General features: G+C 42.3%; 19 protein-coding genes and 8 pseudogenes. 4 read left to right on the top strand and 23 right to left on the bottom strand.

What is annotated here, in order from left to right; all coding sequences use genetic code 11:
• Positions 1 to 135: 135 nt before the first annotated feature.
• Positions 136 to 951 carry a Cof-type HAD-IIB family hydrolase gene (locus LA20531_RS01960; RefSeq protein ID WP_056940147.1) on the bottom strand — a complete coding sequence of 272 codons (816 nt, stop codon included), beginning with the start codon at positions 949 to 951 and terminating at the stop codon, positions 136 to 138.
• A gap of 71 nt (positions 952 to 1,022) precedes the next feature.
• Positions 1,023 to 1,445 (bottom strand): hypothetical protein, encoded by a 423-nt coding sequence (locus LA20531_RS01965; protein ID WP_236943777.1) that lies wholly within the window; start codon positions 1,443 to 1,445, stop codon positions 1,023 to 1,025.
• Positions 1,446 to 1,579: 134 nt separating this feature from the next.
• Here LA20531_RS01965 and LA20531_RS01970 point away from each other — a divergent pair, with 134 nt between their 5' ends.
• Positions 1,580 to 3,577: a hypothetical protein gene (locus LA20531_RS01970; RefSeq protein WP_056940149.1), complete on the top strand. Its 1,998-nt coding sequence runs from the start codon at positions 1,580 to 1,582 to the stop codon at positions 3,575 to 3,577.
• 47 nt (positions 3,578 to 3,624) lie between these two features.
• On the opposite strand, the pseudogene LA20531_RS01975 reads toward LA20531_RS01970, so the two are convergent.
• From LA20531_RS01975 to LA20531_RS11985, 6 genes and pseudogenes are all read right to left on the bottom strand, one after another.
• Positions 3,625 to 3,858: pseudogene (locus tag LA20531_RS01975) on the bottom strand (transposase domain-containing protein); the annotation flags it as partial.
• Positions 3,858 to 3,953 (bottom strand): annotated as a pseudogene (locus LA20531_RS11980) (hypothetical protein); the annotation flags it as partial. The pseudogenes LA20531_RS01975 and LA20531_RS11980, both read right to left, overlap by 1 nt.
• A 311-nt stretch (positions 3,954 to 4,264) precedes the next feature.
• Positions 4,265 to 4,726: pseudogene (locus LA20531_RS01985) on the bottom strand (IS66 family transposase); the annotation flags it as partial.
• A gap of 210 nt (positions 4,727 to 4,936) precedes the next feature.
• Positions 4,937 to 5,230, bottom strand: a pseudogene (tnpB, locus tag LA20531_RS11480) (IS66 family insertion sequence element accessory protein TnpB); the annotation flags it as partial.
• Positions 5,223 to 5,405: a hypothetical protein gene (locus LA20531_RS11485; protein ID WP_056940150.1), complete on the bottom strand. Its 183-nt coding sequence runs from the start codon at positions 5,403 to 5,405 to the stop codon at positions 5,223 to 5,225. The pseudogene tnpB and the gene LA20531_RS11485, both read right to left, overlap by 8 nt.
• 176 nt (positions 5,406 to 5,581) lie before the next feature.
• Positions 5,582 to 5,692, bottom strand: a pseudogene (locus LA20531_RS11985) (LPXTG cell wall anchor domain-containing protein); the annotation flags it as partial.
• 273 nt (positions 5,693 to 5,965) lie between these two features.
• Here LA20531_RS11985 and LA20531_RS02005 point away from each other — a divergent pair.
• A pseudogene (locus LA20531_RS02005) lies at positions 5,966 to 6,280 on the top strand (IS30 family transposase); the annotation flags it as partial.
• Between the two features lie 59 nt (positions 6,281 to 6,339).
• Here the strand turns inward: LA20531_RS02005 and LA20531_RS02010 are convergent.
• The 13 genes and pseudogenes from LA20531_RS02010 to LA20531_RS02070 all read right to left on the bottom strand — a co-directional run bounded on the left by LA20531_RS02010 (position 6,340) and on the right by LA20531_RS02070 (position 20,989).
• Positions 6,340 to 8,074, bottom strand: a pseudogene (locus LA20531_RS02010) (IS1182 family transposase).
• Positions 8,075 to 8,227: 153 nt separating this feature from the next.
• Positions 8,228 to 9,865: a sensor histidine kinase gene (locus tag LA20531_RS02015; RefSeq protein WP_056940663.1), complete on the bottom strand. Its 1,638-nt coding sequence runs from the start codon at positions 9,863 to 9,865 to the stop codon at positions 8,228 to 8,230.
• The gene (locus tag LA20531_RS02020) at positions 9,865 to 10,545 is read right to left on the bottom strand and encodes a winged helix-turn-helix domain-containing protein (protein WP_056940664.1); all 681 of its coding nucleotides are present in this window, start codon (positions 10,543 to 10,545) and stop codon (positions 9,865 to 9,867) included. The genes LA20531_RS02015 and LA20531_RS02020 overlap by 1 nt, the downstream gene beginning before the upstream one ends.
• Positions 10,546 to 10,664: 119 nt before the next feature.
• On the bottom strand, positions 10,665 to 11,303 hold the full coding sequence (gene phoU, locus LA20531_RS02025; protein ID WP_056940665.1) for a phosphate signaling complex protein PhoU: 639 nt from the start codon (positions 11,301 to 11,303) through the stop codon (positions 10,665 to 10,667).
• A complete protein-coding gene (gene pstB, locus LA20531_RS02030) occupies positions 11,303 to 12,070 on the bottom strand; it encodes a phosphate ABC transporter ATP-binding protein PstB (protein WP_013642200.1) in 768 nt (255 codons plus the stop codon). Before pstB ends, phoU begins: the two co-directional genes overlap by 1 nt.
• Positions 12,071 to 12,073: 3 nt before the next feature.
• The gene (gene pstA, locus LA20531_RS02035) at positions 12,074 to 12,949 is read right to left on the bottom strand and encodes a phosphate ABC transporter permease PstA (RefSeq protein WP_056940666.1); all 876 of its coding nucleotides are present in this window, start codon (positions 12,947 to 12,949) and stop codon (positions 12,074 to 12,076) included.
• A 4-nt stretch (positions 12,950 to 12,953) separates the two neighbouring features.
• The gene (pstC, locus tag LA20531_RS02040; protein WP_056940667.1) at positions 12,954 to 13,859 is read right to left on the bottom strand and encodes a phosphate ABC transporter permease subunit PstC; all 906 of its coding nucleotides are present in this window, start codon (positions 13,857 to 13,859) and stop codon (positions 12,954 to 12,956) included.
• Positions 13,860 to 13,877: 18 nt separating this feature from the next.
• On the bottom strand, positions 13,878 to 14,768 hold the full coding sequence (locus LA20531_RS02045) for a phosphate ABC transporter substrate-binding protein (protein ID WP_056940668.1): 891 nt from the start codon (positions 14,766 to 14,768) through the stop codon (positions 13,878 to 13,880).
• Between the two features lie 628 nt (positions 14,769 to 15,396).
• Positions 15,397 to 16,543: pseudogene (locus LA20531_RS02050) on the bottom strand (IS110 family RNA-guided transposase).
• Between the two features lie 184 nt (positions 16,544 to 16,727).
• Positions 16,728 to 17,585 carry an IS982 family transposase gene (locus tag LA20531_RS02055; protein WP_099202228.1) on the bottom strand — a complete coding sequence of 286 codons (858 nt, stop codon included), beginning with the start codon at positions 17,583 to 17,585 and terminating at the stop codon, positions 16,728 to 16,730.
• Positions 17,586 to 17,826: 241 nt separating this feature from the next.
• Positions 17,827 to 19,059 carry an IS110 family RNA-guided transposase gene (locus tag LA20531_RS02060; protein WP_025015408.1) on the bottom strand — a complete coding sequence of 411 codons (1,233 nt, stop codon included), beginning with the start codon at positions 19,057 to 19,059 and terminating at the stop codon, positions 17,827 to 17,829.
• 460 nt (positions 19,060 to 19,519) lie between these two features.
• The gene (locus LA20531_RS02065) at positions 19,520 to 20,119 is read right to left on the bottom strand and encodes an SHOCT domain-containing protein (RefSeq protein ID WP_022087364.1); all 600 of its coding nucleotides are present in this window, start codon (positions 20,117 to 20,119) and stop codon (positions 19,520 to 19,522) included.
• Positions 20,120 to 20,191: 72 nt separating this feature from the next.
• Positions 20,192 to 20,989 carry a TIGR02452 family protein gene (locus LA20531_RS02070; RefSeq protein WP_056940700.1) on the bottom strand — a complete coding sequence of 266 codons (798 nt, stop codon included), beginning with the start codon at positions 20,987 to 20,989 and terminating at the stop codon, positions 20,192 to 20,194.
• A 93-nt stretch (positions 20,990 to 21,082) separates the two neighbouring features.
• On the opposite strand from LA20531_RS02070, the gene LA20531_RS02075 reads away from it, so the two are divergent.
• On the top strand, positions 21,083 to 21,298 hold the full coding sequence (locus LA20531_RS02075; protein ID WP_014565983.1) for a hypothetical protein: 216 nt from the start codon (positions 21,083 to 21,085) through the stop codon (positions 21,296 to 21,298).
• A gap of 34 nt (positions 21,299 to 21,332) precedes the next feature.
• On the opposite strand, the gene LA20531_RS11810 is transcribed toward LA20531_RS02075, so the two are convergent.
• Positions 21,333 to 21,455 (bottom strand): hypothetical protein, encoded by a 123-nt coding sequence (locus LA20531_RS11810; protein WP_257790263.1) that lies wholly within the window; start codon positions 21,453 to 21,455, stop codon positions 21,333 to 21,335.
• A complete protein-coding gene (locus tag LA20531_RS11815) occupies positions 21,456 to 21,590 on the bottom strand; it encodes a hypothetical protein (protein ID WP_257790264.1) in 135 nt (44 codons plus the stop codon).
• Positions 21,591 to 21,759: 169 nt separating this feature from the next.
• Between LA20531_RS11815 and LA20531_RS02080 the strand changes: the two genes are divergently transcribed.
• On the top strand, positions 21,760 to 24,141 hold the full coding sequence (locus LA20531_RS02080; RefSeq protein WP_056940699.1) for a Xaa-Pro dipeptidyl-peptidase: 2,382 nt from the start codon (positions 21,760 to 21,762) through the stop codon (positions 24,139 to 24,141).
• Positions 24,142 to 24,327: the final 186 nt, after the last annotated feature.

Genomic DNA, 24,327 nt, shown 5'->3' on the forward strand with positions numbered 1-24,327 from the left:
AAAGTGTCACTAGTTCATTTTCTAATTAACAAATCAAGTATTAGAGATTCAATAAGCGAATCATAAAGCAATTTTCCTCTTTTTCTATAAGTTAATTAAACTATATCATATTTTTTTAATTTCACAAGATAATTTTTATTTATCTTCATCCAAGTACTTTTGCAATACTCTAAACACACCATTTTCGGTGTTGGCTGGAGCAATAAACTCGGCATGCTTCTTAACATTATCCATACCGTTAGCCATGGCATAAGAATACTTGGCAAAATCAAGCATTGGAATATCGTTGCCGCCATCACCAAAGGCAATTAAGTCATCGCCGGTCATGCCCATTTTTGCAAGCAAACGTTCAAGACCACTGCCCTTACTTACACCTTTTACATTAACGTCGATGGCAAAAGTAGCTGAAGCAAAGGCTGAAATCTTATTATCACGATTCTTATTAAACGCTTCTTCAACATCAGCAGCGTGTTTACTGTCCATGCCAAAAGTAATTTGATAAATATCTTCTTCTGGCAAATCATTCCAATCATCAATTACCGCACTGCTACCAGCAAAATATGCTAAGAAGTCACGTTCATCTTTATCAATTTCACTGTGCAAATAAGCGATATCCTTTTCAAAGACCATGGTTGCCATCTTGCCATATTTAGCTGGAACGTCATCGAGCAATTCTAAGACATCTTGTCTGTCCATTGGGTAGCTTGCGGCATCCTTACCCTTAATGATCAAGCGGGAACCGTTTAAAGTTACAAAATCCATTCTATCGGCAAAACCCTTGAAGTCTTGCTTTAAACGTACATAAGGTCTGCCTGAAGCAACGATAAAGTGTACTCCACGCTTTTCAAATTCAGTTAAAAGTTGGTCGAATCGTTCATGATCAAATTGCTTACGATCATCCAAAAAGGTACCATCCATGTCAACTGCGACTGCTTTAAATGGTAATGTCATTCTCTTCACCTCAAAAAATTTTTTCAACAGGTTTTATCTTATCATCTAAAGCCGCTCTCATGGCAAATATTTTATCTAATTTTCAACTGCATTTTCCTGCTCCGACGCCAAATTAGCACATTAATCGCAATCAAAACCACCGTGGCAATGACAAAGATCACATTATCATTCCAAAATACCATCCAACCATACTTAGTAAGCGAACTTGGCGTAACTAATTCAAGCACAAAGGCATAAATATAAGACACACCAAAAATGCCGGCAATCACACAATTAATTCCTGCTAAAAAGTACACCAACAAATATGCGCCAATTTTTGCTCGATCTTTGAGTAAATGAATGCCAATGAGCATCAACACAAATGAAATGCATAATGGCAACACGTAAAATGTCCAAAAGCCCATAACATATCCTCCATTTTTTGAGATCATTATGTCCAACATTTTTAAATTTTTGGTTAAGCTGCGGTTAATTTTGATTAAATTGTCAGGCAAATTTTTCAGAAGCTATCATCTTTTCTATACATTTTTTATTCAACTATAATAGGAATTAAAGGGAAAAGAAGGCGATCAGCTTGTACCAATAAAAGACAATATTATTAATATAGATGTAGATTGAAGGCATTTTTATGAAACCAGAAAATTTAAAAAAGCTCTTGCACCAAAATAGGCATAAGCTTTCGAAGAATCACGTTAAAGACGATCAATTAAATATTAGCTATGTAAAAATAAATGATTTAAAAACAGCAAATAAGGCATCGGCCTTTAATATCGAACGCAATAAAGTCATCGATGAACAGCTCAATAAATATATGCATCCCAACTCCATCCACATTCGCTTAAAGCCTTACTTTGACTCCGGCACTTGGATCAAATGGATCGGTGTCTTGGGGGATGTAACTTTGCCGAATAAAACCAATCTCAATGGCTCATTGTTGATCGATAAAATCTCCTGCTACTCAGATAAGGTGGAAATTCTCGACTACCATGCTTGGCTGAATATTGAAAATATCAAATACATTGAACATCATAACCAACAGTTGGCAATCGGCGACTACATTGAAGGTATCAGTCAGGTTAAACAATATGGTCAGGGCAAATATGGCTTAGCCGCCACCTATATTAAAAAAGCCGGCATGTTCATCGGTACCAATAGAGCCGAAACATTGGTCAGCACCTATGATAGACAAGATTCTTGGGTGGTTGAACTAAGCAACAATAATCTGACGAAGAAGAATTATAGTGAAAACTTTATAAATAAAGATCTCGCTGAATTTGCTTCAACAGGTGCGCATGTCGATGCTAAGTTCCAACCAAGTCGGTATGAAAAGTTCCAGCAGCGTCTGCAAAATCTGCAACAAGGCGAATCTGACGACGTTTTGCCACTAATTGACAAAAATAAGCAAAAATACACTGCTACAGTTGTTCGTAGCCATGCAGTAAAGATTCCAAACATCGCCCACAAGATGCCGCAATTAGAGGTTAAAGACATCAAGGTCGTTGATAGCGGTCGCTTGGTCTTTGCTAGATATTCCTTGCCTTATGTGGGCGACATTAAGAAGCTAGGTGAATTGCGCACTGATGATCAAATCAGCTTCTATAGCGAAGCTGCACCAAATAACAGCAATTCGTTCAATATGGTAACCAACTTTGAATTGCTTACAGAGCATGATTTTATCCCGCTTCCATCTAACCCAAATGCTTTTTTGGGCTACATTATGTGGCGCCACCCAGAAGAAGGCGAATCGACTTACATCGCCAACTACCAAAACTGGGCTTTGGCTAAGCAGATCCATACTGAAGAGATCGATCATGAGATCGATTCAATTCGCCCTACTTCCAATTTAACTGAGCTTGAATTAGCCAACAATTTAAGTATCGATCAAAAATTGGTTGCCAACGCAAGAAAGCAAGGCTTGATCAAACCGGTTACCAGCAATGGACTAACCAAACGTTACAATAGCAATGCCTGGAACTTGCTTAGACAGGTTATCGGTGCCCAAGATAGTACGACGATTGAACATTTAAAGCAGATGTATCCGATTTATACTACGGATGATATCGTGAAAAAGACTGGCGTGGATCGTAGCGAAGTCGATACGAGAATCCGGCAAGAAGAGTTTTTCCCACTAAACGGACTGCATTGCTCTATCAATATTTATGGTCCAAAGGTGTTTGATTTATTTAAAGCACGTAAAACTGTGCAAGATCTTTTACCAAATAAGACTGGTGTGGTCACTAAGCGTGAAATTCCGGTTAATAAGTCGCTACATGAAGTAATTGAAAAAGCTGAAAATAAAGAAAAGCAAAAAGCTGAAGTAACTGAACCTAAGAAGCCAGCGATCAAGTTCATCAAGCGAGCTGAGCCAAAGCCACAAATTAGGGAACCTCAACCTAAAGTTGAAGAATCTACTCCAGCAGCTACAAGCTCTATCATTATTATTTCTACCTTTGCCGATGAAAAATATGACTATGTTGCAGCTGATGCCAATAAGGCAATCGCTGAAATCATGGCGGCTGCTGAAAAAACGATGGTTAACAAGATGCTGCAAGTTAAAGACCACACTACAGGTCAGCCTGCAATCATCTCTGTCAAGGCCATCATGAAGATGGAATGTAAGCGTTAAAAACTGAAGTATCTTAAAACCCCACCTTGGCTTGTGCTAAGATGGGGTTAATTATATTCAAAATGTATCTGCAGCTTGCCTGCACTTGCTTTGTCTGTCAGAGTTGATTCATTGGGTAATTTATAGAGCAAATATTTTAGATATTTTTCTGGATCTAAATCATTGCGTTTTGCAGTTTCAATCAAACTAAGAATGATAGCTGAAGATTTGGCTCCGTTAAAACTCTGAGAGAATAACCAGTTCTTGCGCCCAATTACTAGCGTCTTGATTGCTCGTTCAGCGGGTTGGTAACCTGCTTGAGGTCATCCAGCAGCTGATTGAAGCCTACCATATCGTTGGAGATGGCATAGTCATTAACTTTTTGGCCATTGACCATAATGCATACGTTAGACTTCCGGCTACTAACGTCAATACCGAAACAATAAATCCATAAGAATAAACCTCCGCTTTACTTGGAGATGAGCTGCCTTCACCCAATTCAATCAGATCTAATTTTCTCAACCGGACTTTAACAGCCAATATACTTAGACGAGATTCTCAATTGAATGGTGAAGCTGCCAGTTTTGCTTACGACATCATGTGTCCAAGAGCCCTACAGTATTGGCTTCATCTCCACTTTACATAGTAAAAGAAAAAGTGTTGAACGACTACTCCGTCGAGTAATCATCCAACACTAGATTAGTATGTTTCGCTGTCTAGAACTCGGTACGGCGTCTCATCTGCGTGAATGACCTCTAGCTTTAGCAGCTCTTGTCTCAAGCGCTCGTAAAGGCTGGAAAGGTAGTACTCACAGACTTTGATATGCCAATTGGAAGCCGTCTTGTGATCAAGCGGAAGGCCCATGCGCCGCAAGTCCTTTTCTTGTCGGTAGGCAGGAGCCTTGATAATCTTGTCAGCCGGTGCTTCATCACTGCAGTGCTGGATGTGGTCGATTCTCTTGACCTTGGCTGGAACGTACAGCAGCTCTTGTCCAGCGCAGAAGACGCCGATCTCTTTCAGCTCGTGGCGGCAGTCCGGGCAGGTAAAGTCACCCAATCGGTAATGAACCTGCTCGCCTGGAAGAGAAGCTAAAATGTCCTGCTTTCTGCCGACCTGCTTGCGCCTCTTATAAGTAATAGTTTCGGTAATGCGAGGGCAAGTCCTCGTCATCTTCGCCGTCAGCCTAACTTGTTCAGTAGGAAGGGCAACCTGCTTGAGCAACTCTTCGTTAGTTGCTTTGAGCATTTCGATTAAAGCTGAAGTGTCTTTGTCGGTCATGGTTGTTGTCCCTCCCTGATTCATAGGCATAAAAACACAAGAGCTCGTGAAATCAATACATTCACGAGCTCTTGTGTTTTTAATTTTAGGATCAATGGTAAAGCCCTGCATCAAGCGCATGACTTGCTCATCGGACAGCTCTCGCACTTTGTCTTCATTGTTTGGCCAGGCAAGCTTCCCATTCTCAAAGCGTTTATAGAGCAGCCAGAAGCCCTGGCCATCCCAATAAAGTGCCTTGAAGCGGTCCTTTCGACTGCCACAGAAAAGAAAGCACCCGGAAAAGGGATCGAGATGGAAGCTCTTCTTAACTATGTAAGCAAGCGAATCGATCCCTCGATGCATGTCGGTCTTACCGCAAACAATGAACACGCGACCCAGTTCTGCCAGATTAATCATGGCTCAAGAACCTGTCTACGACTTCGAGCATAAGCTCATTAATGGCATCACTGTAAAATGACAGCTCAACCCCATTGGATTTCAGGTTAAGAACAAGTTGGTTCTTTCCGGGCCTATTCTTAGGTCTGATTCTGTCCTTTGGCAGTTCGAGCGGTACGATTGGATGTTCAGTCATAACCTCCGTATTCAATTGTTAAGAACAGTATATGACTATTGAACAGAGGTCGATAGATACCGCGCTATTGGGCACTTACACTGATCGACGTGGTGGCAGAGCTGCTCAAGAAATTGCGCAACTAAAAAAGGCTGATGCCCTCAATTCTTGAGATCATCTGCCTTTTTCTGGTTTATTTAGTTTTCCTTCTTCTTGCGCTTGAAAGCACCCAGGATGCCGATTCCGCCAAGGATGGAAGCAAGTCCTAAGCCAAAGGCGGCCTTGGAATTGTCTTCACCGGTTTGCGGTAGCTGGTCTTGAGCTTACGCAGACTCCTTGATACTGATCGTCTTGGCCGGTTCAGCGGTCTTGACGGCCTTAGGTGCCTTGACAGGAGCCTTGACCAGCTTTTCGGCCGGCGCCTTTGCAGACTTTGCAGGCTTTTCTGGAAGACCTTCCACCTTGCCAGTTGCCGTAGTCTCACCAGGGGTTATGGTGTGATCGTATGGAACCGCAGTGTCCTTGGTTGGATCCTTCGGAGTTACAGGGTCGCCTGGTTTGCCGTTCTTTGGAGTCCAGCATGGAACAGAATATTTAAGTCTATCACAACCGACAACGGTTCCGAGTTCGCGGATCTATCAAATCTTGAGCAAGTTTCCAAGACGCTTGTGTACTATGCTCACCCTTATACATTCTGTAATAAAGGTAGCGTAAAAGGCCGCATCGAGCTTATCAGACGCTATATTCCTAAGGGAGATCGCATGGATAAAGGTAGCGCGGAAGACATTGCTAATATCGAAGTATGGTGCAACTCTCTTTCTCGAAAGATCTTAAACTACAAGACTCCAAAAGAGTGCTTTGACGTAGAGCTTGACCATATTTATTGGCGCAGATAGTCAAAATCTACCAGATGTTATTGGTAAGTGTTCAATTTATTATTGCAATCGGCGGTTTTCTAAATATTGCCCTTAAGCTCGGAATTTACTTGATCCGACGAAAAGTGTCTGGGAAGAAACTCGATTTTTAGCCCGGATATAAAAACACAGAAATTCATTATTTTTAGTGAATTCCTGTGTTTTTTTGTTTTTGAAATGAAAATTCGAAGGCTTTACCTTCTTCTTGGCTCCATATTTTTTCAGATTCATCGTCATGAACATGATACCGACATCCGTTTCGACTTTCTTTTTGCCTCTTAAATGCGTTCTGCGCATACCAAATACACTCTTCATGTGCCCAAAAATTGGCTCCACATCTGACTTGCGACAGCCATAGATGCGTTTGCCTTCTTTGCTTTGAAGAGTCTCTTTTGCTTTTTCTTTTAAATACTGCCAGTTAGGATTGTAGTGAATCTGTCTTTGTCGACCTGTTTTGGTTTTAGCCAATTGGGTCAGTTCTTCAGTTAGCTGGAACTCGTCGGCTTCATAGATCTTAAAGTTTCTGACCATGCCAGTAGATCGATCTTTTCTTTGACTATAATATTTGAAGTTGAAGCGGACGCCTGATTTATCTACGTAATAGTCTTCTTCTTCGTTATAGTACCAGTTGTCGACCTTTGATGGATCTTTCTTATATTTTCGCGTTTGTTCTTTTTCGTATTGGGTATACGGAATCTGATAGTTCTTATCTGAATAATTCTCTTCCAGAATCGAGTAATTGTATTCACTGCCATAGCCCGCATCGGCCACAATATTTTGAAACTTATCGAGAATTCATCTGGACTTCATTTGGTCTAGAAATGGTTCGAATGTTCTAAAGTCAGTCGGATTAGGAAACAGGGCAAAATCAACTATATATTGATTAGTAGTCGCTGCCTGAATATTGTAGCCTGGCTTTAGCTGCCCGTTTTTCATATGATCTTCTTTCATATGCATGAAGGTGGCATCATGATCTGTTTTAGAGTAGCTGTTACGGCCAGCAAAGATCTCTTCAGCTTCTTCGTACTTTTTAGCACGCGGAATAAAATCTTTTCTGAGTTTATGTGCGATCTTCTTTAATTCACGGCGCTTGGCCTTATTTTTTGATCCGCCTGGAATGGCTTTAGGTTCTCGATCAATTTTCTCGGTCAGCTTCTCAACTTCTTTTTCCGTTTCTTGAGCCAGAATCTCTAAGCCTTGACTAGTTTGGGCTTCTTCTTCGGCCATGGCTTTGACTACTTCTTTATTGATCAGTTCTTCATATAAAGCAGACACGTCTTCCTTTAACTTGGCATGATACTTCTCAATAGCTTTTCGCCAGACAAAAGTGTACCTGTTGGCGTCCGCTTCAATCTTAGTACCATCGATAAAAACTGCATTTTCACGGATTAATCCCTCATCTTCTAATAATGAAGTAAAGTAGACAAAGCACTGCTTAATTACCTTATTGGCATGGTCGCTTGATCTGAAATTATTGATCGTGTGATAAGAAATCTTTCTATTGTCAACCAAAATCATCATGGGCAGATTCTCTTCTAGCATTCTTTCAATTTTTCTGCCTGAAAAAACTCTTCTAGAATAAGCAAAGAGTAAAATCTTAAGCATCATTGCCGGGTGATATGCAGGTCTGCCTGTATTAGAAGTGGTTTCTAAGATAACTTCGTTAGGAATAGAATCAACGAATTCACTGATAACACTGGCAATGTGATTTGCAGGGATAGAAAAATCTAAATTTAATGATAAAGTAGTTTGTCCTGTGATATAATTTTGATACATGTTTAGGCCCACTTTCTATTGTTTTTTTGTGGTGATTAAATAATATCAAGGAATGGGTTTAAAGTATACAAAAAGAGCGATGACTTCTTATGAAGTTCATCGCTTTTTTCATGGCCTGGAAATTAGTTTCTTCCCAGACACTTTTCTTTAGCTTTATTCATGGGCAATTGGGAAGGTAGCCGTAAAGGTTGACCCCTTGCCCAATTCGCTGAACAGCTTGATTGAGCCATGGCATTGCTCAGTCGCATGCTTGACGATCGACAAGCCTAAGCCTGTCCCGCCAGTCTTGCGGCTGTGGCTCTTATCAACTCTGTAGAAGCGTTCAAAGATCCGCTGCTGGGCTTCTGCCGGCACGCCGATCCCATCGTCTGCGACCTCCAAGACCGCGTGGCCGTCCCGCTCACCAACCGTCACCTTGACGTGGCCGCCGGGCTTGTTGTAGCGAATTGCATTGTCAATCAAATTGTAGGCTATCTCATACAACAGACGGAAGTTGGCCGTCAGGTAGACTGACTCAAGATTGGCAATCAGCGTCATATTGTGGCGCTCAAACGAGCTTTGCAGGGCATCAATGGCTTCTTGGACCGGACTCTTCAAGTCGATCCGCCGTTCTTCAACCTGTTGCATTTCATCCAGATGAGACAAACGGATAATATCGTCGATCAAGGTCAGCAGCTGGGAAGATGAAGCATGAATCTTCTGGTAGAATTTGTCCTTGTCCTCGTCTTTGACCAAGTGATTTTCTAGCAGCTCGGCCGAACCCATAATCGACTGCAGCGGCGTCTTCAGTTCGTGGGAAACGTTGGCCGTAAATTCACGGCGAATTTGCGCTTCATGATATTCTTCCGTGACGTCCACGACCAGAATCGAAGTCCCCTTAAGAACCTTGCGGCTGGTAATTGGACTGGCACTGACCTGAATGCTGCGGCCATGACGCTTGATGATTCCTTCGGCATGCTCGGTCCGGTTGTTCTTATTGACGATCTTCTTTACGTCTTCAGGCAGCTTGGAATTGTCGTCCAAGTCCAGCAAGGTCATCACGGCTGGATTTGACAGGAGGATCTTGTCGTCCAGATCAATCAGGATCAACCCTTCCTGCATGGCATCCGTGACCGTCTTAAACTCCTTCTCGCGATGGTGCAGCTGCTCAATTTGGTCAGAGATCTGCTTGTTCTGACTGTCAAGCCGTGAAAGCAGCGGCTTGATTTCTTCATAGTTGGAGCTCGCCAGGGGATGGTCCAGATCCAGGCTGTTTAACGGTTCCACGATCGTCTTGGAGATCTTCTTGGCCAAGAGCCAAGAAATTGCCGTTGCCCCCAGGAGAATGATCAAGAGCGGTGAAATCAGGTGCAGCAAGGCCAGCAGCATCGTATTGCGCGTGATTGCGACGCGGACGACGCTGCCATCCTTAAGGCGCTCAGCGTAATAGTGGGTTACGGTCGAAAGGGTCGTGCTGAAGCGCTCGCTCTCGCCCGTCCCCTTCTTCATCGCTTCTGCGACTTCCTTGCGCTGGGCATGATTCCCCATTTTCTTGGGGTTCTCCTCATTGTCGAAAAGGACCTTGCCGTTCTGGGCGATCCAGGTGACCCGATAATTCTCTCCCCGCAATTCCTTTAAATACTTCACTCCGCCGGCATTGACCCCGGCCGCGGCCAAGTTAGCCTGTGAAGTCAAGTTGCGAACTTCAGTATTGTCAAAATCGATACTTAAGGACAATGCGCTTAATGCGACTGACACCAGCAAAACCAATGTCGTCGACGCGAAGATTGCTCGGAAAATTCTTTTAAACATTAATTTCCTTCATGGTAGCGATAGCCGACACCCCGCACCGTCTCGATATGCTTACCAGCCTCACCCAATTTCTGTCTCAAAGTTCTTACGTGAACGTCCACCGTGCGGGTTTCACCGTAAAAACCGGTTTCCCAGATTTGATCCATGATCTCTTCCCGGGAAAAGACAGTTTCCGGATGAGTAATCAGCAGCTTAAGCAAGCCGTATTCTTTGAGGGTCAGCTCAATTTCTTCGCCATTGACAAAGACCTCATGGCGCTTGAGCAGGATCTTGACTCCATCTCGTTCGATTCTGTCTTTTTCTTCACGGCGCTGGGTTCTTCTTAAAACTGCCTTGACCCGTGAGACCATTTCCATCATCCCAAATGGCTTGGTCAGATAGTCATCAGCACCGGAATCCAGGTTCTTGACCTTATCATATTCCGCCGTCTTCGCGCTGGCGATAATCACTGGCAATTCCTTAGTGGCAGAATTACCGCGGATCCGGCGCAAAATGTCGCTGCCATCTTCATCTGGCAGCATTAGGTCCAAGATAACCAAATCTGGTTTCTTTTCCTTAAGTGCTTTGAAAAAGGATATGCCATTTTCAAAGCTCCGTGTCTTAAAGTTCATTGTTTGGAGAGTATACATTTCAATTTCGCGGATACTCTCATCGTCTTCGACACACCAAATTTCTAACATAAAAAAACCCCTTAATTTATCTGTCACATTTAATTATAGTTTAGTCCCTATGCTTTGACTATGACGGATAATTAAGAGGTTTGTAAAATCTAGGTTAAATCTGGTGGCTCAGATCTGATCTATCTGCCCGCTGGGCCAGTTTCCACGAACTTGGCCCAGCGGGCAATGTTGACCGCATGGTCCCCGATCTTTTCAAAGTACTTGGCAACCATCAAGAGGTTAAGCAAGTATTCTGGATTGCCATCTTCCTTGAAGCTCTTGACCAAAGTTTCCTTAGCATGGTTGAAGAAGCCATCAACTTGATCGTCGCGGCGAATGACCGTTTCTGCCAAGTCCTTGTCTGCTTTTACCAAGGCAGTGATGGAGTCGTTGACCATTTCGGTCGCGGCACGTGACATTTCCTTAAGATTGATCATGTCATTGGCAACTGATAGGTGGTCATTCAGGACCAATTCAGAAATATCGGCGGCAATTTCCCCAATTCTCTCCAAATCGTAAACTACCTTCAATGAAGCGGAAATCACCCGCAGATCGGTTGCGACTGGCTGCTGCTCCATCAACAGGCGCAGGCAGCTGTCTTCAATTTCCCGTTCATTCTTGTGAATCCGATGGTACAAATTGATAGAATCATTTGCCTCGTGCGTATCCCCTGTAAACAAAGTATCCGTCGTTTCCGTAATGGTGTCCTTGCACAACTCACCAATTTCGACCATGGACTTGTGCAATTCATCCAACTCGTCATCAAATCTAATTCTCATTATCCGAACCTCCCCGTAATGTACTTTTCAGTGCGTTCATCCTTAGGCATAGAGAAGATTTGATCAGTGTCGCCAAATTCAACCAGATCCCCTAAGAGGAAGAAGCCGGTTTGATCAGAAATACGTACGGCTTGCTGCATGTTGTGAGTAACGATCACGATCGTGTACTTTTCCTTCAACTGCATGGCCAGCTCTTCGATCTTAGAGGTAGAAATTGGGTCCAAGGCTGAGGTTGGTTCGTCCATCAGCAAGACTTCTGGCTTCACGGCCAAGGCACGCGCGATACAAAGTCTTTGCTGTTGACCGCCTGACAGACCCAAGGCTGACTTCTTTAACCGGTCCTTCAAGTCATCCCAAATGGCGGCTTGCTTCAAAGAAGTTTCAACGATCTCGTCCAGTTCCTTCTTGTCAGTGATCCCGTGAATCCGTGGACCGTAAGCAACGTTGTCGTATACGCTCATTGGGAATGGGTTTGGCCGCTGGAAGACCATGCCAACTCTTTGACGCAGGACAGTCACGTCCATGTTGCCCTTGTAGATGTCTTCTCCATCAAGCTTGACGCCGCCTTCGATCCGGCAGCCTTCAACCAAGTCGTTCATTCTGTTCAAGCAGCGCAACAAGGTTGACTTACCACACCCAGATGGTCCGATGAAAGCTGTAATCTTATTTTTCTTGATGTGCATGTTAACGTCATGCAAGGCGTGAAAATCACTGTAGTAAAGATTGAGCTTTTCAATCGTAAACTTGTCTTTTTCTTGTTCAGCCATTTTTTAGTTTCCTCCATTATTGCGCTTGCGCATTTTGTCTGAGATGTGGCGAGTTACCAAAGTAAAGAGCAGGGCGAGCAGAACCAGGACTGCAGAAGTAAAGTTGGCAATTTGCGTTGCGTCTTTGTTCAATGCCCCTTCAGTTCTCATTACCCAGATATGCAGGGAGAGAGTTTCGCCGGCTCTGAATGGGTTCAGCGGTGATGTTGGTGATGTAACCTTCCAGAAGTTTTGCCAGTTGACATAAGTTGATTGACCAGAAGTGTACAGCAAGGCAGCGGCTTCACCAAAGCCACGCCCAGCGGCCATGATGACCCCAGTCAGAATTTGCGGCATGGCTGCTGGAATCAGCACTTTTCTGATAGTTTCTGACTTGGTAGCACCCAAGCCCAGGGAGCCTTCCTTGTATTCAATCGGCAAAGCCTGGATGGCATCATTGGTTTCCGTGGTAATCAGTGGGATTGACAGAATTGAGATCGTCAAGGCACCAGCAATGATGTTCCAGCCCATCCCCGTCCACAGAATGAAAGCCAAGTAGCCAAACAAACCGATAACGATGGATGGCAGAGATGAAAGTGATTCAATACAGATTTCAAGCATGGTCAGGAACTTGCCCTTATTGGCATATTCGGCCAAGTAGACGCCAGCCCCGATCCCGATTGGCACTGAGACCAGCAGTGACAGGAATACCAAGTAAATCGTGTTGAAGAATTGGTTGAAGATCCCGTTGCCGGCTACCCCCAAGAATTCAGGCTTAAAGCCCTTGAGACCATCGAAAAGGATGGTACAGGTCAAGTAGACCAGGAAGATCAGCATAATCCAGCCAATCAGGTAGAAGAGCCCGGTCATAAAGCGATCTTTTTTCTTAGCACCGTTCATATTATTAGTCTTCCTTTCTGTTTGCAAGCTTGTGGATCAAGACAATCAGGATGATTGAGATGATGAACAACAGCAAGGCCATGGTCCACAGGGCCAGGTTGAATTCACCGCCTTGGGCGGTGTTGCCCATGTCGGCCGCGATTTCGCTTGTCAGGTTGCTGGTTGGCGAAAGCAGACTGGTTGCGAAAGCACGCGTCTTACCGATAACCATGGCAACGGCCAGCGCTTCACCGATTGCTCGGGCCAAGCCCAGGATAACCCCGGTCAAAATCCCGCCAGAAGCAGCTGGCAGGACAACCTTGCCAATCGTTTGCCAGCGCGTGGCACCCAAGCCATATGCCCCTTCGCGGTAGCTATTAGGCACGGACTTGATCGCGTCAGCCGAAACCGTGGTAATCGTTGGGAAGATCATAATTGCCAGCACGATTGAAGCGGCCAAGACTGAGAACCCGCCCATGGTTGGGTGGAAAATCTTCTTGATCAAGGGAACGATCTTGGTCATCCCAAACCAACCGTAAACAACTGATGGAATACTTACATAAATTTCCGTTGCCGGCCGGAAGAACTTTTCACCGATCTTTGGTGAAATTTCGGTCATGTAGACTGCTGACCCGATTGCAAATGGCAAGCAGATAAGCAGTGCCAGCAAACAGGTTTCAAGAGAACCGACAATGTAAATTGCTGCACCGACCTTACCACCAAAAATTCCAGGCTTGTCATTTGGTGCCCATTCACTCGTGAATAAGAACTCCCAGAGTGAGTGGTGGGCCTTGATAAAGGTCTGACTGCCTTGGTAAAGGAGGAAAGCCCCCATCAGCAAGGTTAAAGCGACGATCAGCAGGCCACAGAAGACATACAGGGCGCGCCAGCGCTTATCGCTTGCGATGGCTTTTTGAACTACTTTGTCCATAAATTAAATGCTTCCTTTCTACTTGGTTACCTTGCGGGTAGCCTTCGCCTTGTCAGACAGCTTGTAGGCAACGCCGTAACCCATAGCTTCGATCTTCTTGCCGTATTCCTTGCTCATCATTGACTTCAAGAAGGCTTTGGCAGCGCCCTTGGGCTGACCTTTGGTGTACATGTGCTCATAGCTCCACACATTGTACTTGCCATTGTAGACATTAGTCAGGTTTGGCTTGACCCCATCGATTGAGACAACGCCAACTTCTGGATTCCCAGTCAAGTATGACAGGGCAACATAGCCAATTGAACCCTCTACGCTTTGGATCATTTGAATCAAAGTACCAGAGTCATCGGTTTCAAGCGAGGCATTAGAGAGGCTGGCGTGCCCCTTTAAGGCATACTGTTCAAAGGTAGCTCTAGTACCGGATGAAGATGGACGGCTAACCAGAACGATCTTGACGTCATTGCCGCCTACTTGCTTCCAGTTGGTTACCTTGCCAGTAAAAACATCAATCAGCTGCTTGGTGGTCAGGTTGGTCACCCCAGCGTCTTTGTTAATGACTGGAGCGATCGCCGTAACGGCAACCTGGTGGTCAACCAGCTTAGCGGCTGACTTCTTGTCTAGCTTTTCATCGGCAAACAGGTCAGAGTCACCGATATCAATCGTCCCGTCAGAGACCTGCTGCAGCCCCTGGCCGGACCCACCACCGTTGGTGTTAACCACGCAGTTTGGGTTGGTATCCATGAAGCTCTTTGCTGCGCTTTGTACGAGTGGCAGTAAGGCTGAAGAGCCTGCCACGTTGACCGTACCGGATACTCCCTTGGTATCTGCTTTAGAACTGCCAATCACACATCCTGTAACAATAGCTGACAAAACCAGAGCGACTGCGACTACTTTAGTTTTCTTGCTCGACATGTTAGTTTCCTCCTTATTTCTACTGTCCTAATGTTATAGGAAGGAGGTTAAATCAATGCCTTGGTGAATGTTAAATCAATGTTAAACTGCGATATTTTGTTAAAAGTCTTTCGCCTCTAACATAACTTTCACAGCTCTACAAGGGTTACTAGTTCAATTTTCTTTTATTTTTACCTTTTTTGATGGATATTTTTTTGTAAAATCAAAAGCAATTCCCAATATACCAGCTTTTTTCTGCTTTCGTGCTCAGTGATTAGCATTTATGCTAAAATTATCTTCAGAGTTAAATTACAGGAGTTATGTTATCATATTAAATTGGCTGCTGTCATATTTGGCCCAAAGCAATTCATTGCTCTTTCAGGCCATTTTCTTCGTATTTGCCACGGATTCAACCTTTTTTTAGGAATGAGTCCCCGATGAAACGGGTTGGCAAAGGATTGCTCACCATTTTCTACTCTAAGTCAAGTATTATCAACGATTTTAGGTAATTTTATTTTGAAATAAGAGCCTAATTTGAATGGAGCCTCCGGAGAATCAAGTCAAATATCTGACTTTAGGGCATGAAAAATACAGCCTGCCTTCTGTAATTTCAAAAAAGAGGCTGTTATAATATCTATTGGATCAATTTTTATGACAAAAGTCTTTGGTTATGTTTGGCTACGTCATAGCTATATAATTGATCATTCTTAATTAAAGCGAAGATCGTCCGTAATAATTTATGGATCGATGCGATAGCGGCCTTCTTGTGACTTGCAGTCTCAGAAGACCGTTTTCGTTTCTCGTAATAATCCGCAATATGGCAAGGGTTGCCTACTTTCTTGGCCGATTGAATTTGGTTGATTGCCAAGTACAGCACCTTTCTGCCGATAGCTGTCCCACGCTTTGAAATTGACAGGTGGGCCGTGAGGTTGCCAGATTCATAAACTTGAGGGTCAACGCCAACGAAGGCATTTAATTGGTTAGGGTTTTTAAAGCGTCTGATATCTCCGAGCTCACTAATAATTCTTAAGGCAGTATTTTCGGCGATGCCAGGAATGCTTTTAAGGATCTCCAGATCACGCTTGGGAGCGAGCTTGGTCATCTCTGACACGCCTCTTCAGCGCTCAGAATATTGTTAATGGCCATTTCAAGGCCACGAATATGTGCGCTGCTCTTTTTGGCAGCTGGGCATGCGAGCTTGGCCAGCCGGATAAGCCTTTGTGCCAGATCATTGGTACGTTTTTCACCAATACCAGATAAGCTCTTTAAGAAGTCGATGATATCGGCTTCTTTTGTTTCTAATACGATATCAGGGTGCGGGAATCTGAGAACAGTACTCCAGTAGTTTTTTCCTCTCGGATTAGCCATTAGGTGCTCAATCTCTGGGAAAGTGAGCTGAATGGCTTTGTGCAGTCTATTCTTGTTGGTTATCAGATCGTGCGAAGCCTGCTCGTAGATGCGGTTGTTGGCCATCAATTCTTGATATTCTTCGCTTTGAACATAGGCCAGCCGTTGCGGGTGCTCAGACTGCAGCTTGGCAAGGTACAAGGCATCAAGTTTGTCGGTCTTGTTCTGGTGCAAGTCGTCCTTTGTCTTTTTTTGGCTTCCAAAGGATTCATCAAAACATAGCAAAATTCATGCTTATCTAAGAACGCTTGGAGTCTTCTAGAGTAAACGCCAGTAGCTTCAAAGATAATCTGCGGGTTGGTAACCTGCTTGAGGTCATCCAGCAGCTGATTGAAGCCTACCATATCGTTGGAGATGGCATAGTCATTAACTTTTTGGCCATTGACCATAATGCATACGTTAGACTTCCGGCTGCTAACGTCAATACCGAAACAATAAATCCATAAGAATAAACCTCCGCTTTACTTGGAGATGAGCTGCCTTCACCCAATTCAATCAGATCTAATTTTTCTACCTAAAATCAAGTATTATCAGTAATTTTCTTAATTAATTTATATTCTATTACGCGTGGTGCTAGTTAAATCGTTCTAGACAATAAGCCAAATTATAAGCTAAAATTGCAATTTCCAACCGGCTTTGAAAGCCTATCAGACTACGTGCTCGATTGTTCTCGGCATTGTAATAGGTCAGAAGCGAAAAGTCGCTTTCAATTGTTCTGCGAATAGCCATCAATTGATGATCATTGTGCTTTTTAGCTCCTGTCATATTTTTACGATATGGTGTCCAAAGTTCGTAACCCATTTGTTTTAGCTGTTGATGCAGTTCTTTGCCTAAATAGCCTTCGTCGCCAAGAAGATAGTAATTAGATGGATGGGTATTTCCCATCAGTTCAACTGTCTCCCTGGCATCATGAACTGATGCCTTTGTTACGACATAATCAAGAATGTAACCGTCATCGCTAACAATGGCATGAACTTTGAAACCATAGAAGTAAATTTTCTTGGTGTCCTTATAACCAATGTTGGCATAACCGCGAAAAATTTTAGCACGATAGTTGCGAATTGGTTGGCAAACAGGTACCGGAAAGCTGTCAATGATCAAGAACTGTCCATTCAGGTCAACCTTTTTATTCATTTCTTGCCGTATCTGATAAATCAATTGCAATAGCTGACGTGAACGCCGATTAAAACGTGAGTGTGATAAACAATTGAAACATTCACAGAATCTTCTTTGTGATTCAATTCCTGTCTTAGCTTGCCAGATAAGTAAAGCCAAAATCAGACTGTCCGTAGTTTTAATTTGATCAATATTTCGCCGATGAGTAAACTCAGCCGGTGCATACAAACGATACCAGTGCCGACAAATTATCACTAAATCTTTAAAACTAACTTGTAAATGGTGGCTAAAACGCTTAAGCTTAAGGCAGTTCAATCAGATCAGACTCTTTTATTTTTGATACTACAACTTGAGTCTAGTCCGATTGGACTTTTTTATTAACTAAAACGATTTAACTAGCACCACGCGTATTCTATTTAATAAAAAGATGGTGCGAATAAAGCTGAAAAGATTAAATAAAAGTTTAGTGCATATTTATTAGGTAACACAAAGAAGCCTATGAATTCTTGTAGTTTTTTCATAGGTTGTTATACTGAAAGTGATTATTTGATTTCAACTAAAGTCTTTGATTCCTAGTGGCTACGTTGTAATCATATAATTGATTCTTTGTAACCAGTGCATACATGGTTCGAATTAGTTTATGTACTGATGCAATGGCAATCTTCTTGAAGCCGCGGCTTTGAGAAGATTTTTTTCTATCATAATAGTCAGTAATATGACAGGGCTGGGTAGTCTTTACTGATTCCATTTGACCGATACTTAAATACATGATCTTTCTGGCAATTGAATTGCCGTGTTTGGTAATACTTAAATGACTGTCTAATTCACCAGACTGATAGATGCCAGGATCAATGCCGATAAAAGCATCAATTTGGTTAGGACTGTCAAATCGTCTTAAATCACCTAATTCAGCCAATAATCTTAAGGCTGTTGTTTTGGCAATACCAGGAATGCTTTGATAAATGGTTAATATACGGGTATCAGCCTGATTTTTACTGGCTAATTTATACAGGTAGGCCAGTGCTTCCTTTTTCTCCTGATCAAGAGAAAAAAGACTGGCAATATTTCTTTGAATAGCACGGATAACAATACTATCCTTATTGTCATAGGCACAAGTTAATCGAGCCAAAGAGATTAAGCGTTGCGTAAGGTATTCGGCTTTTTTCTGGCTTAATCCCGATATAGTTTCTAATTCGCCCAAAATATGTTCCTTGTTACTATCTAAAACAGCTTGTGCATGCGGAAATAAGGCAACTACTGACCAATAAATTTTACCTGTAGGATGACACATGAGATTTTCAATTTGTGGGAAAGTTGTCTGCAGATTACGATGAAGCTGATTCTTGGCAACAACCATAGCTTTATTCAATTCTTCATAGTATCTGCTTGCATTTTGCATTTCATGGTATGCCCGAGACTGAGGCTTAAGTAGCTTCTGTGGAGCATTAAACTGTATCAGAGCTAGACGATAAGCGTCAACTTGATCGGTCTTATTATGACGAAGGTTATTATCCATCAGCTTTTTAGCTTTCAAAGGATTAAGCTTTAGATATTGAATATGCTTCTTCTCTAAAAAAGCCTGCAAGCTCAAAGAATATACTCCTGTTGATTCAAAGACTATCAAAGGAATGACAGAGTAAAGACGTAATCTTTTATAAAGCTGCTGGAAGCCGACCATGTCATTGCTTATTTTAAATGTCTTACCCTGCCTAACTTTATCCATTAGAACGCAGACAGTAGAGTCCTTACTGCTAACATCAATGCCAACAATCACTTTACAATTTTCCATGATTGAACCTCCCAAAGTTTTAAAGATAAAATACCTTATCGAACTATTTAATTCTTATTTTCTAAACCCGGCATCAAGTGCCTGCATACTTCGAAGAGACTTCTAAATAGTCGGTAAAGCAGCCTGTTTCTAAAACGACATTTTTTGCCTTAAATTAGATATGACTTTATGCTTTATCTTCACCTTTATTTTAGATAAAAATAAAGTATTTGATTAAAGTTCCGTCGAACTTCAACCCAATACTTAGGTTAGTATGTTTCTCAACTGGACTTTAACAGCCAACATACTTAGACGAGATTCTCAATTGAATGGTGAAGCTGCCAGTTTCGCTTACGACATCATGTGTCCAAGAGCCCTACAGCATTAGCTTCATCTCCATTTTACATAGTAAAAGAAAAAGTGTTGAACGACTACTCCGTCGAGTAATCATCCAACACTAGATTAGTATGTTTCGTTTACTCTAAATTTTCAAAATTTGCTTTTTCTTAGCTTGAAATTCTTCTTCAGTCAAAATCCCTTGATCAAGCAAATCTTTCAACTTCTTAATCTGCTCTACTTGCTCATCAAGGTTATCATCATTTCGCGACCATTTCTTAATCGTTGCTGTCAAAAGTGCCGCAGTTGTCTTATTAAGTAAGTTAATGTTAACTTGTTCATTATTCACTATTAACGTTAATTCTTCAGATATAATTTGCTGCTGTAAGAGCACGCTCATAATCTCTGTTAACGGGATCACACGGCTATTTTCACTAGGATGTTTTTTACTCAAAATAATCAAATTTTGATTAGTACATGTTAGCATTACATCTTCGCCCTGATCAGTAATTCCGAGCGCTGCATACTCGATTTTTTCATGATCACTCAGTAGATTACTAAGCGGCGCTAAATCCTTACTGTTAAACCAAATGTCATAAACTTTAGCATTAATCAGTTGTTGTTTAAGTTCAGCTGGCAAATCTAGTTTTTTAATCTTAGCAATAACTTGTTGGCTGCGCTGGTCGGCCAAAAACGCTTGATTCGCTTTTCTTTGTTTTTTACTAAATAAATCAAAAAGTCCCATAGATATTTTCCTTAGTACATAAATATTTACTTATATTATGAACTAAATTTACCTAAAAAACATCTATCTAGCTCACTCGAAAACTTTCTTAAATTCATTCACTGCGCGATTTTGTCGCCGCTCATCTGGGATCACTGCATAAACGACCGTTGAAATACTGGTTGGCTGCTCGAACGTCCTCTGCCACATCTTGGCAACTTCGGCTGGCTTAAAGCCAAAGACGCCGGCGCCCCATGCACCAAGGATCAATACATCAACTTTTTGATCTTCAGCTATTTTTTTAACAAAATTCATTCGACTAAGCATTGCGCTGTCAGCATCACTGTAGAACTTCATCTGCTCTTCTGGCTCACGCAAGGTGCGACGACCAGCAGTCTTATTAGGTGCGGCACATGTGAGCACACCACTTTGAACATCCCCATCCCAGATAATATCAGGCGAATAAAGCCCGCGGTTCATATATAGGCCGCGATTCCTGTGCTGTTTATTCCAAGCATAAAAATCACGTTGACTTGCAATAATCGGATAAAGGTCTGACTGCGTACAAATCGCTTCTTCTTGCGCCATTGCACCGTTTAAAAAACCACCACCAGGATTAACATATGAAGCAAAATTCAAAGCAGCTACTTTTTGTTGCGGATAATCTTGGCAGGCCTTAATCACGGCTTGATTGGTAGCAAGGGGCCAGACAATTTGCTTAGCTTTTTGAGTAAAATCATCAACTTCTTTATCGGCAAAAGCATCAACACTATAAACCTTGGTACCTTTAATTGAAGCTCGAATTTGAGATTGATATTTTTGCTCGATCATCGCTTCATGTTTGCGGGCCACATTGCGATAATGTTCACGTTTAGAGTTATAATTTGCCATCAGTTTTCCTTTCTAAAAAATATCGAAGTTTGAACGTTTGTTTGATATAATTTTAATAAAAAACTAGTACAAATACAACTAAGAGGAATAAGAATGAGAACTCTAAATATTATCGGCATCAGCATTTATCTGATCATTGCTGTCGTTCTAGCGGTCAGACGTATTCAGCTCACCCAGGCATTTCACCAAAATAAAATTAAAGAAGAAAATTATGATCGTCTAACTAAGCGAAACACGATTGAATTAATCGTAGTCGTTGCTCTAGCATTGCTTTACGTTTATACGCCATTTAAAATTTTTATCTTTTAACGAAAAAAAGCCGGCAAAATCGCCGACTTTTTCATTATATAAACTTAACATACTTGCGTCCTAATTTAATCTGCGCATAACTACGCTTGCCCATCTTAAACACACGATTTACATGATACTTAACACCTGGCTTAGCCTCCGCATTCGAATATTCCATTTATGCTTTAACCAAGTTTTTATCAGCTGCTTTAGCTTTATTCCAGTTCTTTAAAGCCGTTTGAGTACTAGTGCTGGCTTTAACTTCAGTAGTCTTTACGCTAAACATTCCGCTACTAACTGTCGTCGCGACCAACAATGCAGCCGCAGTCTTCTTGAAGGTCTCTTTTTTATAATTAAAAATAAAATTGCGCTGATACTTATATAAAAGGACTCTAAAATTAACTTGATCTCATCTTTTTTTGATTGCGCTGTCACCTTAAACAGGTAAACTATAATTAATAAGAAAAAAAGGAGCGAAATCAATGAAATACAATCAATATGCCTATGTTGAAACCAGCTTTGATCAACAAGTCAAAGAATTAATCGACATCAACTTCCTGCCTAGAAACTACGAAGACTGGTCTTTCAGCGACCTGCTTGAAAAACTCGTTAAAAATGCAATCGCTGAAGCCAAAACTGATGCTGCTAAAACGGCCAAGTTGAACGAATTCGCTGTTTCAGATCATGAAACTTTAGCAGATTTCTTAAAAGAAAAGTCTGAATCCATCGGTACCGAACAATTCTACAACGTTGCTTTGCAACTGCTCGGCTATCACGTTCACTACGACTATCAATTAGATGACCCAACTCGCTTTATGCAAAAAAATGCTTTGCCATTTGTTCAAGACATCAGCGACAATCACAAATTGATCTCAGCCTTCTACCGTTTGCTCAACACTCGTAGTAAGAATGGTCAAATCTTGCTCGATGTGATGGCTGGTAAAGGCTACTTCACTCAATTCTGGGGCCAAAACGAATTCAAATTCTTCAATGGCAAGTCCATCCCTGTTTTTGACACTAACAAGGTAATCCGTGAAGTCGTTTACGTAGAAACTGATCTTGACACCGACCACGACGGCAAGAGCGACTTGATTCAAGTTACTGTCTTCCGTCCTGCCGAAACTAACAAAGGCCTCAAGGTGCCAGCACTTTACACTGCATCCCCATACTTCGGTGGCATCATCGCCAACGAAAAACGAAACCACAACGTTGATGAAAACTTGTCCGATGCAAGTACTTGGAACGACCCACAATATGAACACTCTCCAATCGTTAAGGCAGAAAAGCCAGACGGCTCAAGCCACCCAGCAACTGAAGAAGCAGTTCACAAGTCATCTTACCCATTAAACGAATATATGCTTGCTCGTGGTTTTGCTAGCGTCTTTGCTGGTGCCATCGGTACGCGCGGCAGTGACGGTGTCAGAATTACCGGTGCACCTGAAGAAACTGAATCAGCTGCAGCTGTCATTGAATGGCTTCACGGCGACCGTGTTGCTTACACCGACCGCACCAGAACTGTTCAAACCAAAGCCGATTGGTGCAACGGCAACATCGGGATGACTGGTCGTTCATACTTGGGTACTTTGCAAATCGCTATTGCAACTACTGGCGTCAAGGGTCTGAAGACTGTTGTTTCTGAAGCTGCTATTTCATCATGGTACGACTACTACCGTGAACACGGTTTGGTTATTGCTCCTGAGGCTTGCCAAGGTGAAGACCTTGACCTTTTGGCTGAAACTTGTCAATCTAACTTGTGGGATGCCGGTTCCTACCTCAAGATCAAGCCAGAATACGACAAGATGCAAAAGGAATTACTTGAAAAAGAAGACCGTAAAACTGGTCAATATTCTGACTTCTGGGAAGCAAGAAATTACCGTCATCACGCAGATGGCATCAAGTGCTCATGGATTTCAGTTCATGGTTTAAACGACTGGAACGTTAAGCCAAAGAACGTCTACAAGATTTGGCAACTCGTTTCTAAGATGCCAATGAAGCACCACCTCTTCTTGCACCAAGGTCCGCACTATAACATGAACAACTTCGTTTCCATCGACTTTACTGACTTGATGAACCTCTGGTTTGTTCATGAACTCCTTGGCGTAGAAAACAATGCCTACAACCAATGGCCAACAGTCATGATTCAAGACAACTTGCAAGCTGACAAGTGGCATGAAGAAAAGGACTGGAACGACGATTTAGGTCAAGAAAAGAGCTACTACCCTACTGACGAAGGCGATCTTTACGCAGATGGCAATGGTCAAGCTAAGAAGTCATTCACTGACGTAGGTGGCATCGAATTCAAGAAGGCCGGCATTTCTGAAAGCGACTGGCAATACAAGTTTATCTGTGGTGATGAAAAGTGGGCTAAGCCAAGCTTACGCTTTGTCACAGATGAATTTATCCACCCAACTACAATCGTAGGTCGTCCTGAAGTTAAGGTCAGAGTCAAAGGTTCTCTTCCTAAGGGTCAAATTTCTGTTGCTTTGGTTGAACTTGGCGAAAGACAACGTTTGACTGCAACACCTAAGTTCTTGATGCGTGGTGGCCAAGAATTGGGTTATAGATTTGGCACTGACACTTTGCAAGAATTTGTTCCAGACAAGAAGACCAAGGCTAAGTTGATCACTAAGGCCCACATGAACATGCAAAACTACAAGGACATGAAGAAGCCTGAAGCAATTGAAGCTGACAAGTTCTACGATTTGGACTTCTTGCTTCAACCTACCTACTACACTATTCCATCAGGCAGCAAGTTAGCTTTGATCATTTACTCAACTGATGAAGGCATGACTAAGCGTCCACTTGAGGAAGAAACTTACACAGTTGATTTGGCTAATACTGAAATCAAGTTTTATGAAAAATAGAATTTAAACAAAACATCATCAAAAAAAGACTACTAAGCGAAAACTTCAATGTCATTAAGTTAAGACATTGACATTATATCGACAGCTTTTAAAGATCGAATCATTTTGATTCGGTCTTTTTTCTTTTTAAAATAAAAAGTAAGCAGAGTTTATTTGCCCTTCTGCTCACTTTCGTCATATTATCTG

It is taken from the genome of Lactobacillus amylovorus DSM 20531 (assembly GCF_002706375.1).
GTDB lineage: Bacteria > Bacillota > Bacilli > Lactobacillales > Lactobacillaceae > Lactobacillus > Lactobacillus amylovorus.

Coding starts and splice junctions, on each gene's coding strand:
- LA20531_RS01960 (WP_056940147.1), bottom strand. CDS start 951: ATGACATTACCATTTAAAGCAGTCGCAGTTGACATGGATGGTACCTTT.
- LA20531_RS01970 (WP_056940149.1), top strand. CDS start 1,580: ATGAAACCAGAAAATTTAAAAAAGCTCTTGCACCAAAATAGGCATAAG.
- LA20531_RS11485 (WP_056940150.1), bottom strand. CDS start 5,405: ATGACTGAACATCCAATCGTACCGCTCGAACTGCCAAAGGACAGAATC.
- LA20531_RS02015 (WP_056940663.1), bottom strand. CDS start 9,865: ATGTTTAAAAGAATTTTCCGAGCAATCTTCGCGTCGACGACATTGGTT.
- LA20531_RS02020 (WP_056940664.1), bottom strand. CDS start 10,545: ATGTTAGAAATTTGGTGTGTCGAAGACGATGAGAGTATCCGCGAAATT.
- phoU (WP_056940665.1), bottom strand. CDS start 11,303: ATGAGAATTAGATTTGATGACGAGTTGGATGAATTGCACAAGTCCATG.
- pstB (WP_013642200.1), bottom strand. CDS start 12,070: ATGGCTGAACAAGAAAAAGACAAGTTTACGATTGAAAAGCTCAATCTT.
- pstA (WP_056940666.1), bottom strand. CDS start 12,949: ATGAACGGTGCTAAGAAAAAAGATCGCTTTATGACCGGGCTCTTCTAC.
- pstC (WP_056940667.1), bottom strand. CDS start 13,859: ATGGACAAAGTAGTTCAAAAAGCCATCGCAAGCGATAAGCGCTGGCGC.
- LA20531_RS02045 (WP_056940668.1), bottom strand. CDS start 14,768: ATGTCGAGCAAGAAAACTAAAGTAGTCGCAGTCGCTCTGGTTTTGTCA.
- LA20531_RS02060 (WP_025015408.1), bottom strand. CDS start 19,059: ATGGAAAATTGTAAAGTGATTGTTGGCATTGATGTTAGCAGTAAGGAC.
- LA20531_RS02065 (WP_022087364.1), bottom strand. CDS start 20,119: ATGGGACTTTTTGATTTATTTAGTAAAAAACAAAGAAAAGCGAATCAA.
- LA20531_RS02070 (WP_056940700.1), bottom strand. CDS start 20,989: ATGGCAAATTATAACTCTAAACGTGAACATTATCGCAATGTGGCCCGC.
- LA20531_RS02075 (WP_014565983.1), top strand. CDS start 21,083: ATGAGAACTCTAAATATTATCGGCATCAGCATTTATCTGATCATTGCT.
- LA20531_RS11810 (WP_257790263.1), bottom strand. CDS start 21,455: ATGGAATATTCGAATGCGGAGGCTAAGCCAGGTGTTAAGTATCATGTA.
- LA20531_RS02080 (WP_056940699.1), top strand. CDS start 21,760: ATGAAATACAATCAATATGCCTATGTTGAAACCAGCTTTGATCAACAA.